Here is an 11894-nt window from a genome sequence, read left to right on the forward strand (position 1 = left end):
AAAAAAACTTTTAATTAACTTCTATTTCAAATTTTTCTTTAACCATTTATCATTTAAAGATTTATATTCTTCTTCTGAAAGCTTGGCTTTTAATTTATTGTGAATATTTTCTTTTACTTGATTTTTAGTAGTACTGTCTGAGTTATTATTGTTGTAATAATAAACTAGCAATTGATTTATGTATTCATAAGAAGCTTCATCTAACTTTACTAGATTTTTTATTTCGACTAAATTTTCTTCTACTTTTTTAGTAGAATTAAATTCTTGCGAAACTGCTAGATGCGCAAAAAACATGAATAATAACATTGAGAAAATTTTTTTCTTCATAATTTATTGATTTTTATATTTGATTTTTATATTCTAAACATTATTTCTATTTACCATTACCTTACATATTATTTATTTTAAATATGGAATAAATTCCCTTACAGAGCTTTAATACCAAAACTCTTACATTTAACAAATGTAAACAACTCCAACTAAGTTAGCTTTTTTTTGTGTTAAAAAAAAACAAAATTTAAGTTAATTTAACTTAAATTATAATAAAAACACATGATATGTTAAAACCAACTATTATATTAATAAAAACAGAAACGAAATTACATTTTTGCTATTACTATTTTTATTGAAGCAGTAAAATTAACAAAAACGTAATCAAAAAAAACACGTAAAAATACCTGTTTACTTCAAAGTAAAATACTTCTTACAAAACTACTATTACTACTTTTTTTTGCCCTGTTTTTATTTTACAAAAAACAGAACATCGATTAAAGCAATAAAAAAACCGTTGAAGTGTCGTAATCACATACAATCATACATACTTTGATATAACTCTTCAGAAAGAAAAGGTTTTTTCAAAACAGTTTCAAGATTATATTTTTGAAGCGCAAGTGCATCTTCACTATTTAAACCTGTTGTCATTGGAATAAAACTAATAGCATTCACCAAATCACTGGAATGACTTTTGATTGTTTTTATAATATCAAAAGAAGAAACTTTTGACAAATGTAAGTCTAGCAAAATAAAATCATATTTTTCATTTGCTAACATATTAATAGCTTGATTTCCATCCAAAGCTACATCTATATAAAATCCACCATGATTAATCAACAATTTCATTAATATCAATTTATTAATTTCATTATCATCAACAATCAAAACATTATATATCCGTTTTAAATTTTTCTTTTTAAATTTTGAGACAATACTATTCTTAGTAACCCCTTTCACAAGTTTAAAAGGAAGATACACTTCTACATTTGTTCCTTTATCAATTATAGATTCAAACTTAACATTACCATTCAAACTGTTAACCAAATTTGTAACTATAGAAATCCCAAGACCAACTTCATCATTCGAGTCAAATTTAAGTTGCGCATTTTTTATATTAACAACTTCTTTATCAAATTCAAACCCTTTTCCTGAATCTCTAACAATAAAATTCAATCCAACGTTTAATGACTTCTTGTATACTTGCTGAATCTCTAATTCCACAAAACCTTCATTCGTATATTCAGATGCATTATCTAATAAATTAAATAAAATTTGTAACAATCTATCCGAATCACCAATAACTAAATCTGGCAATTTTGCTGCCTTTATTATTCTAAGTTCAACATTCTTAGACACTAATTTTCTTTGGTAAATCTTCTCAATTCTACTGATTAAATCTTGAAGACTGAATTCTTTTTCCTTTAAATTAAACAAGCCTGTTTCAATTGATGCCAATTCATAAACATCACTTATTAAACGATTTAAGTATTTTGAAGATTCAAAAATAGTTTTACACAATTCTCTTTGTTCATAGGATAAATTGTTTTTATCTAACAAACTCAATAGATTCACTATTGAATGAATTGGCGTTTTTAGATCGTGAGAGATACTAACTAAAAATTCGCTTTGTATATCTATCTTATTAATGAGGTTGAAGTTTTTTAAACTTACTTTATAATTCTCAATCGAAACCTCATTTTTTAACTGCGTTAATGATTGAATATTACAATAATGATCAGTTTTATCAATTAACAGAACAAATGGAAGTTGTTCTTCATTACCAATCGAAAAAACCACATCTACAATTAAATTTCCCTTTTCAATATTTACTGCTTGAAAAAACTCTTCTATACAATTTTCTTCAATCAAACCGCGAAGTGTTTCAAAAAATGGATGAAAATCAAAAATTTCGCTACCAATTTGAATATCTAAAAGAGTGTTTTTAACTTTTTTTACAAGTCCATCTTTTTCAAATTCTATAATTTGAAAATCAACTTCCAGGTATTTATTTAAAATATTATTTATCATTCAAAAATTTTAAACCTAAATCATTAAAAATTAAATCAACATTTTTATTTGTTTTCGCACTTGTAAAATAATCAATTTCAAAATCAATTTTACTTACAAATTCTTCTTCGTCAATCAAGTCTAATTTATTCGCAACTGTAATCAACTTAGCTGTTGGATAATTTGTTTTACAAAATTCTACATCTTGATTTATTGTACTATAAGTATTTTTTCTTGTTGGATCGAAAACATAAATAAATCCTGAAGTCCCAAGTAAATAAGATCTTCTTATTTCCGTTATATCCTCTTTTCCTTCAATATCCCATATTACAAAAGTTAAATTTTTACCTTCAACTTGTATTACTTTTTTAAAAATATGAACACCAATAGTCACTTTATATTCTTCTGAAAATATATTTTCGACAAACCTTCTTATTAAGGAAGACTTTCCTACTCCAAAATGACCAATTAAAACTATTTTTTTTGAACTAATCATTAATTTTAAATACTGTTTCTATTATTTTATTTACTTTTTTTGAATCTTCTAAAAAAAGTTCATTTTTATTTTTTGATAATGCATCAAAAATTAAATCCTCTAATTCGTTTTTAAATTCTCTATTAAAAGCACCTGAAATTACAACTGCAATATAGAATTTAGAAAAATTTTGAAGGTAAATATTATACAATTCATACTGTATAAGCTCTAAGTTTTGTTCTTCTTTTGTAAATGCGTCTTCTACAAAGCTTTTAATTGCAGTTAACATTCCTGCAATCATATCTTTATCTATACTATCTTCTTTCTTAGAAACATTAGATATTAACAAACCCGAACCTTTTTCTATAATAAATACTTGCTCTACTTTAGGTCTTGAAAGCTGGGAAAGTATAATTTTCTCTTCTGGAATTCCTGTGAAAAAAGATTTTATTTTATTTTTCCATCTAGAAAACGAAAATGTTTTTTGCACTTGATTATTAATATTGTCTGAAAGAATCCTTATCTCTTCCTGAATATATTTTTTAATCATTTTACCAATAATAGGAAACAAAGCTTCTACAACTTGATCTTGAGAATCTCTAATCTGAACCTTTAAAGCTTCTGTTATTGCAGGACCTAGTTTACTTGGAATATCGTTAGAAAACGTCGCTATTTTTTTATCAACTATTGGGTTTACCTTCTCCGAAAGTAACTCCTCTTCATTAATAGTTGACTCTAAACCTTCAATTCTTTTGAATATTTGTAACGCAAAATTCTGATCTTCCTTAAGAAGAGCTTCTTTAAGCCTTATTAATTTCTCAGAATCTGTCATGAAAAAATACTTTAATTACTTAACCTTTCATGATTTTTTCTCCCATAGTAACAAGCATGTTTCCTAAAGCTGCTCTGTCCATTTTTCTATGATTCAAATCGTCTACATTTTCATCAACTTTTGCATCTAAATCTGTAATACGAATATTTAAATCGGTTTCTAAATTATCGATTGCAGTATTAAGCTCTTTTTGGGTAATCTCAATTAAACTTTCTAGCTCAAGTTTTCTTTTTTCAATATGTTCTTTGATTAATTGAAATTCTTGATCTATTTCTTGGATATTTTCACCAAAAATAAGGTTTTTTATAGCTTCTAATCGTTGAGAAGACTCATTATTATCTAATGAAGGTTTTAAGCTTTCTTCCGTATCTTCTTTCTTTGACATAATGATTTATAAATAAAAATTTGTTAACAAAAGTATAAAATTAAATTGGCATAGTAAAGCAATGAATAGACTTTAAAATATTTTAATAAAAAAATTCACAATCAATTATACCTCAGAAAAGATACTTATTTTTTATTTTATTTAAAGAATACAGCTACATAAATTTATTAGTATCTTATTTTAGGTTTATCAATATTGAATTCTTTAAAAAACTTATATTTGCAGAAAATATTTTTTGATGGGTTTTAAAGACGAAATAAAAAGAAGAAGGACTTTTGGAATTATATCACATCCTGATGCTGGTAAAACTACTCTAACAGAGAAATTACTTTTATTTGGTGGTGCAATTCAAGAAGCAGGTGCTGTAAAAAGCAATAAAATAAAAAAAGGAGCTACCTCTGATTTTATGGAAATTGAGCGTCAGAGAGGTATTTCTGTAGCTACATCTGTATTGGCCTTTAACTATAGAGATAAAAAAATCAATATATTAGATACTCCTGGTCACAAAGACTTTGCAGAAGATACTTTTAGAACTTTAACGGCTGTTGATAGTGTTATTGTTGTAATTGACGTTGCAAAAGGGGTTGAGGAACAAACTGAGAAATTGGTTGAAGTTTGTAGAATGAGAAACATTCCTATGATTGTTTTCATCAACAAAATGGATAGAGAAGGAAAAGATGCCTTTGATTTATTGGATGAAATTGAACAAAAATTAAAACTTACTGTTTGTCCTTTAAGTTTTCCTATTGGAATGGGCTACGACTTTAAAGGAATTTATAATATTTGGGAGAAAAACATCAACTTATTTAGTGGTGACAGCAGAAAAGACATTGAAGAAACTATTGCTTTTAACGACATTTCAAATCCAGAATTAGATTCAATTATTGGTAATAAACATGCTAATAATTTAAGAGAAGAAATAGAATTAGTTACTGAAATATATCCAGAATTTAATAGAGAAGAGTATTTAAATGGAACTCTTCAACCTGTATTTTTTGGTTCTGCATTGAATAATTTTGGAGTACGAGAATTATTAGATTGCTTTATTGATATTGCTCCAACTCCAAGACCAAAAGAATCTGACACACGTTTGGTAGACCCAAATGAAGATGTGTTTAGTGGGTTTGTGTTTAAAATTCATGCCAATATGGATCCAAAGCACAGAGATAGATTGGCCTTTATTAAGATTGTATCAGGTACTTTTGAAAAAAACAAACCTTATCTACATGTTAGACATGGTAAAAAAGTAAAATTCTCTAGTCCAAATGCCTTTTTCGCTGAAAAAAAAGAAATTGTAGATATTTCTTATGCGGGTGATATTGTTGGGCTTCATGATACTGGAAATTTTAAAATTGGTGATACATTAACCGAAGGTGAAATTATGCAGTTTAAAGGAATTCCTAGTTTCTCTCCAGAGCATTTTAGATACATAAACAATGCAGATCCTTTAAAATCTAAGCAGTTAGAAAAAGGTATTGATCAATTAATGGATGAAGGTGTAGCACAGTTATTTACACTTGAAATGAACGGAAGAAAAGTTATTGGTACAGTTGGCGCACTGCAATATGAAGTAATTCAATATCGTTTAGAGCACGAATATGGCGCTAAATGTATTTATGAAAATTTCCCTGCACACAAAGCATGTTGGGTTAAACCAAAAGATCCAAAGAATGAGGAATTTGCTGAATTTAGAAGAGTAAAACAGAAATTTTTAGGACACGATAAATATGGTCAGTTAATTTTCTTGGCTGATAGTGAATTCTCAATTCAGATGACGCGCCAAAAATACCCAAGTGTCGAATTATTCTTTACATCCGACTACAGAGTAACATAAAAATTAATATAACTGAGCTTCGATACTCTATAAAACGAAAAAACTGCAAAATTTGCAGTTTTTTCGTTTTTAACACATTTTAAACGATTAAAAAACAAAAAACATATTCTTATACCTGTTTTTTATTTTATTTGCTTATCGTTATTTATTTAAAGTCAGTTTTAATCAAGAAAAAATATAATAACACTTTTTTAAATAATTAAAATCTATTTACTCCTTTTTTGCTCTCTTGCCAATAAAGTATTTTTCAATAGCATTGCAATTGTCATTGGTCCTACTCCACCAGGAACAGGAGTTATAAATGATGCTTTTTTAGAAACAAATTCAAAATCTACATCTCCAACTATTTTATATCCTTTTTCAGTAGTTTCATCTGGAACACGTGTAATACCCACATCAATAATTACTGCATCATCTTTAATCATTTCTGCTTTAAGATAATTCGGCACACCCAAAGCTGTAATAATAATATCTGCTTGAGAAGTAATTTGATTGATATTCTTAGTATGACTATGTGTTAAAGTTACCGTTGAGTTACCGGGAAAACCTCTTCTTCCCATCAAAATACTCATTGGTCGACCAACAATATGACTTCTTCCAATAACAACAGTGTGTTTCCCTTTAGTTTCTACATTGTATCTTTCTAACAATTCTAAAATTCCGAAAGGTGTAGCAGGAATAAAAGTTGTCATATCTAATGCCATTTTTCCAAAGTTTTCAGGATGGAAACCATCAACATCTTTACTTGGATCTATTGCCATGATTATTTTTTGAGTATCAATTTGCTCTGGTAAAGGCAATTGAACAATAAACCCATCAATATCATCATTAAGATTTAACTCTTTAATTTTTTTTAGTAATTCTGTTTCAGAAGTAGTACTAGGCATTTTTACTAGAGTCGACTCAAAACCAACTCTTTCACAAGACTTCACTTTACTTCCTACGTAAGTTAAACTTGCTCCGTCATTACCAACAATAATTGCAGCTAAATGAGGTACTTTTTCCCCATTTGCTTTCATTTTTGCAACTTCCGTAGCTATTTCATTCTTAATTTCTTCCGATACTTTTTTACCGTCTAATAAATTCATTTGTGTTGTGTTGTTGTTTAGTATATTTTAACCTTTGAAAATTCGCTATAAAAAAGACGCGATAAATCGCGTCTCTGTTTTTATTTCATTCCCTTCATTCCGCCCATCATCTTCATAAGATTCTTTCCGCCACCACCTTGCATCATTTTCATCATCTTACTCATCTGATCAAATTGCTTCATTAATTGATTGACTTCTTCTACTTTTCTTCCTGCTCCTTTAGCAATTCTAGCTTTACGTTTTACATCTATTAAACTTGGCTTACTTCTTTCTGCAGGTGTCATAGACTGAATGATTGCTTCAATATGTTTGAATGCATCATCTTCAATTTCTACGTCTTTTAATGCTTTTCCAGCACCAGGTATCATTCCGACAAGGTCTTTCATGTTACCCATTTTCTTTATTTGTTGAATTTGCGACAAGAAATCATCGAAACCAAATTCATTTTTAGCAATTTTCTTTTGTAGTTTTCTTGCTTCTTCTTCATCATATTGTTCCTGAGCTCTTTCTACTAAGGAAACAACATCTCCCATTCCCAAGATTCTTTCGGCCATACGTGTAGGATAGAAAACGTCTATTGCGTCCATTTTTTCTCCTGTACCAATAAATTTAATTGGCTTATTTACTACCGATTTAATAGAAATAGCAGCTCCACCACGTGTATCTCCATCTAATTTTGTAAGGATAACTCCGTCAAAATTTAATCTATCATTAAATGCTTTTGCCGTATTTACAGCATCTTGCCCTGTCATTGCATCTACAACAAACAAAGTTTCTTGTGGTTGAATTGCTTTATGAACATTCGCAATTTCGGTCATCATTTCTTCATCAACCGCTAAACGACCCGCTGTATCGACAATTACTACATTGAATCCGTTTGCTTTTGCATGTTTAATTGCATTTTGCGCAATTTCTACAGGATTTTTATTCTCTGGTTCTGAATATACCTCAACACCAATTTGATCTCCTACTACATGCAACTGATTAATAGCCGCTGGACGATAAATATCACAGGCAACTAATAATGGTTTTTTACTTTTCTTTGTTTTAAGATAGTTTGCTAATTTACCAGAGAATGTAGTTTTACCCGATCCTTGAAGACCTGACATTAAAATTACAGAAGGTGTACCTGATAAATTAATTCCTGCTACATCACCACCCATTAATTCGGTTAATTCGTCTTTAACGATTTTAACCATTAATTGTCCTGGCTGTAATGTTGTTAATACGTTTTCCCCTATCGCTTTTTCTTTTACTCTTGTAGTAAATTCTTTAGCTATTTTAAAGTTAACATCGGCATCAAGTAAAGCTCTACGAACTTCTTTTAATGTATCTGCAACATTTACATCGGTAATTTTACCGTGACCTTTTAATATATGGAACGCTTTATCTAACTTATCGCTTAAATTATCGAACATAGTGGTATGTGATTTTAATAAGCCACAAAGATAGTACAAACTGTAAAAGTTTCAAAGCTAGATTATAGTAAAATTACAGAATAAAAAATCCCGAATGAATCGGGATTAAAGTTTACTCTTTTATTTTAAACACCTTTCGAAGTAGGTCTTCCATTAAACACCAATTGGTAAATGACGATTGCAATAAATTTGCACCCACGAATAATGTGAACCACAACCAATTTTGATTGACATACATACCCAACAATACACTTATTATTATAAATATACCTGCTATTCTTTTAATTAATTTATTTATCATTTTTATTTATTTTTAAGGTTTATGTAACCTTTGTCAAAGTTTGAAACTTTGACAAAGGTCTATTTATCTTATTATTATTCTTTCTCCCATTTCTTACGCTCAACGATGTAGTAAATTAATGGCACTACAAGTAAGGTTAAGATGGTAGAAACAATGGCTCCAGCTACTAATGAAATGGCTAATCCTTGGAAAATAGGATCAAATAATATAATGGATGCTCCAATAACTACTGCTCCTGTTGTTAACAAAATGGGGGTTGTTCTTACTGCTCCTGCTTCAATAATCGCTTGTTTTATTTCAATTCCTTCTTTTAATCGGATTTCGATAAAGTCGATTAACAAGACGGAGTTCCTGACCATCACTCCTGCTAAAGCTATCATTCCAATGAAAGAGGTTGCAGTGAAGAACGCATTCAAAAGCCAGTGTCCTAATACAATTCCAATTAAGGATAATGGAATCGCAACCATCATTACTAATGGGGTTTTGAAATTTTGGAACCAACCTACAATCAACATATAAATTACAATAATCACTACTAAGAAAGCAGTTCCTAAATCACGGAATACTTCTAAAGTAATTTGCCATTCTCCATCCCATTTTACAGTAAAATTACTTTCATCAGAAGGCTGGTCAGCATACAATTCGTTTACTGTATAGCCTTTTGGTAAATCCATTTTTTGCAACTTCTCGTTCATTCCTAAAATTGCATACACCGGACTTTCCAAGGCTCCTGCCATATCTGCTAAAACATAGACCACTCTTTTTTGATCTTTACGATAAATGGTATTTTGTAACGTATCTGTTTTTACTTTTACCAAATCACTTACAGCCACTACATTCCCTTGCGAACCTTTAATCTTTAAATTTTGAATGTCTTGCAATGATGTTTTATCAGCATCATCTAATGACAACACAATTCCTACTGGGTCATTTGAACGTTCGTCATACAAATTCGAAACAGGCATTTCTCTTAGCAAATACGTTAGATTACCCACTACTTGTTGGGGAGCAATTCCGTTTAGCATGGCTTTTTCTCTGTCCACTTCTAGTTTGTATTCTACTTGAGGAGCTTCTACCATCCAATCGGCATCTACTACATCGTCTGTGTTTTCTAAAATGGTTTTTACTTGATTGGCTACTTTAATTTGATCTTCATAATTAGGTCCGTACACCTCAGCTACTAATGTTGATAAAACTGGAGGACCTGGTGGCACCTCAACAATTTTTACATTGGCACCATATTTTTTAGCAATTTTTTGAATTTCAGGTCGCACTACTTTTGCTATATCGTGACTTTGTAAATCTCTGTCTTCTTTGTGTAATAAGTTTACTTGAATATCAGCCATATTACTACCTCCACGCATGTCGTAATGACGCACTAAACCGTTGAAAGTGATAGGTGCTGATGCTCCAATATAATTTTGGTAATCCACTACCTCTGGAACCGTTGAAAGATACTGCGCAATTTCTTTTGTTACTGCTGCTGTTCTTTCTAGAGTAGTTCCTTCTGGCATATCTACTACTACTTGGAATTCGTTTTTATTATCAAAAGGTAACATTTTTACTAGTACCGATTTCGTAAAGAACATTGCTACTGAACCTAATAATAAAACGATGGTCACAATGAACATTAAGTTTCGTTTTTTCGAATTGTTCAATAATGGTTCTTCGATTCTTTTGTAGATTCTATAAATTCTTGATGTTTCTAAACCTTCTTCTTCTTTGTGTGCTTGTTCGTCTTTTTCTTGCAATAAATGATAACCCAAATAAGGGGTAACTGTTAAAGCTACAAACAAGGACAACAACATAGCAATAGAAGCACCAATTGGCATCGGACTCATATAAGGCCCCATCATTCCAGATACAAAAGCCATGGGTAAAATAGCTGCAATAACTGTAAATGTTGCTAAGATGGTTGGGTTTCCTACTTCATTAATCGCATAAATAGCTGCTTGTTTGAATGGGAGTCGCTTCATCTTGAAATGGCGGTGCATATTTTCAGCAATAATGATACTATCATCGACTACAATTCCTACTACGAATACTAGTGCAAAAAGCGTAATTCTATTTAGGGTATACCCCAATAAATAATAACTGAATAAAGTCAAAGCGAACGTTAAAGGAACAGAGAAGAATACGACTAATCCACCTCTCCAACCCATAGCCAACATTACCAAAATAGTAACGGCTAAAATTGCCACCCCTAAATGTAGTAACAATTCCCCAACTTTATCTGAAGCGGTTGCTCCATAATTACGAGATACTTCTACATGAACATCGGTTGGAATTAAATTCTTTTTTAAGCCTTCTACTCTTGTTAGAATTTTATCGGCAATTTTCATCGCATCCGCTCCTTTTACTTTGGCTACTGAAATGGTTACTGCTGGATATTCTGATTTGTAATTGGCAAATTTTTCATTGGCTTTGCCATATCCGAAAGACACATAATTCTTTGGTGTTTGTGGTCCGTCTTGAATATTGGCTACTTGTTTTAAATAAACGGGTCTGTTTTGGTTGATACCAATTACTAAATTTTCTACATCTTCAGAAGTAGTTAAAAACTTTCCTGTTGTTACTAAATATTCGGTGTCATTTTGAACGAAACTTCCCGATTGTGCACTTCCATTATTGGCTTGAATCATTTGCATGATGCTCAATGCATCTACTTTGTTTTCGGCCATTTTGTCTTTGTCTAAAACGACTTTCAACTCACGCGTTCTTCCACCTATTTCTTTGGTAATCGCAACATCTTTTACTTTTTCAATTTCTGATGTTACTTCTTCTGCTATTTGACGCAATTGGAAATCGCTGTACTTTTCGCTCCAAAGCGTTAACCCTAACATAGGAACATCATCAATTGAACGGGTTTTTACCATAGGCTGATAGACGCCTTGTGGAAACATGTCTTGGTGTTTTATCAATTCGTCATATAATTTCACATAGGAATCTTCGCTGTTTTCTCCTACATAAAATTGCACTACCATCATGGCTTGACCGTTCATTGCCATACTATGAATGTGCTCTACTCCTTTTATGTTGCCAATTACTTTTTCTAGTGGTTTTATGACTCTGCTTTCCACTTCTTTAGGGCTTGCTCCTGGATAACCTACCATTACGTCGGCCATTGGAACATTAATTTGTGGTTCTTCTTCTCTTGGAATTAAGAACGAACTGTACGATCCAATGATCATCAACGCTACCATTAATAAAATGGTTAGTTTTGAGTTGATGAAGAAATTGGCTATTTTACCTGATATACCTTCTTGCATTTTTTTTAGTTT

The 11894-nt window shown here is 30.5% G+C and carries 10 protein-coding genes; 1 reads left to right on the forward strand and 9 read right to left on the reverse strand.

The features are described 5' to 3' along the window. Window positions 1–21: 21 nt before the first annotated feature. The 5 genes from L2Z92_RS00120 to L2Z92_RS00140 form a co-directional block, all read right to left on the reverse strand. A complete protein-coding gene (locus tag L2Z92_RS00120) occupies window positions 22–327 on the reverse strand; it encodes a hypothetical protein (RefSeq protein ID WP_236456829.1) in 306 nt (101 codons plus the stop codon). A 474-nt stretch (window positions 328–801) separates the two neighbouring features. Then, window positions 802–2301: a hybrid sensor histidine kinase/response regulator gene (locus L2Z92_RS00125; RefSeq protein WP_236456830.1), complete on the reverse strand. Its 1500-nt coding sequence runs from the start codon at window positions 2299–2301 to the stop codon at window positions 802–804. Then, window positions 2291–2776, reverse strand: coding sequence for a Rab family GTPase (locus tag L2Z92_RS00130; protein ID WP_236456831.1), 486 nt, complete (start codon window positions 2774–2776; stop codon window positions 2291–2293). The genes L2Z92_RS00125 and L2Z92_RS00130 overlap by 11 nt, the downstream gene beginning before the upstream one ends. Beyond that, entirely contained in the window at window positions 2769–3587 is an 819-nt protein-coding gene (locus L2Z92_RS00135) for a cell envelope biogenesis protein OmpA (RefSeq protein WP_236456832.1), read from the reverse strand. Before L2Z92_RS00135 ends, L2Z92_RS00130 begins: the two co-directional genes overlap by 8 nt. A 19-nt stretch (window positions 3588–3606) precedes the next feature. Then, window positions 3607–3972 (reverse strand): fructose 1,6-bisphosphatase, encoded by a 366-nt coding sequence (locus L2Z92_RS00140; protein ID WP_236456833.1) that lies wholly within the window; start codon window positions 3970–3972, stop codon window positions 3607–3609. Between the two features lie 238 nt (window positions 3973–4210). Between L2Z92_RS00140 and L2Z92_RS00145 the strand changes: the two genes are divergently transcribed. Further along, window positions 4211–5806 carry a peptide chain release factor 3 gene (locus L2Z92_RS00145; protein ID WP_236456834.1) on the forward strand — a complete coding sequence of 532 codons (1596 nt, stop codon included), beginning with the start codon at window positions 4211–4213 and terminating at the stop codon, window positions 5804–5806. A gap of 206 nt (window positions 5807–6012) precedes the next feature. On the opposite strand, the gene L2Z92_RS00150 is transcribed toward L2Z92_RS00145, so the two are convergent. The 4 genes from L2Z92_RS00150 to L2Z92_RS00165 all read right to left on the reverse strand — a co-directional run bounded on the left by L2Z92_RS00150 (window position 6013) and on the right by L2Z92_RS00165 (window position 11882). Continuing rightward, on the reverse strand, window positions 6013–6894 hold the full coding sequence (locus L2Z92_RS00150) for a bifunctional 5,10-methylenetetrahydrofolate dehydrogenase/5,10-methenyltetrahydrofolate cyclohydrolase (RefSeq protein WP_236456835.1): 882 nt from the start codon (window positions 6892–6894) through the stop codon (window positions 6013–6015). An 80-nt stretch (window positions 6895–6974) separates the two neighbouring features. After that, entirely contained in the window at window positions 6975–8312 is a 1338-nt protein-coding gene (ffh, locus tag L2Z92_RS00155) for a signal recognition particle protein (protein WP_236456836.1), read from the reverse strand. A gap of 112 nt (window positions 8313–8424) precedes the next feature. Then, the gene (locus L2Z92_RS00160) at window positions 8425–8613 is read right to left on the reverse strand and encodes a YgaP family membrane protein (protein WP_236456837.1); all 189 of its coding nucleotides are present in this window, start codon (window positions 8611–8613) and stop codon (window positions 8425–8427) included. A gap of 74 nt (window positions 8614–8687) precedes the next feature. Further along, window positions 8688–11882 (reverse strand): efflux RND transporter permease subunit, encoded by a 3195-nt coding sequence (locus tag L2Z92_RS00165; protein WP_236456838.1) that lies wholly within the window; start codon window positions 11880–11882, stop codon window positions 8688–8690. Window positions 11883–11894 lie beyond the last annotated feature (12 nt).

Origin of the sequence: Flavobacterium jumunjinense (assembly GCF_021650975.2) — a bacterium.
Classification (GTDB): domain Bacteria; phylum Bacteroidota; class Bacteroidia; order Flavobacteriales; family Flavobacteriaceae; genus Flavobacterium; species Flavobacterium jumunjinense.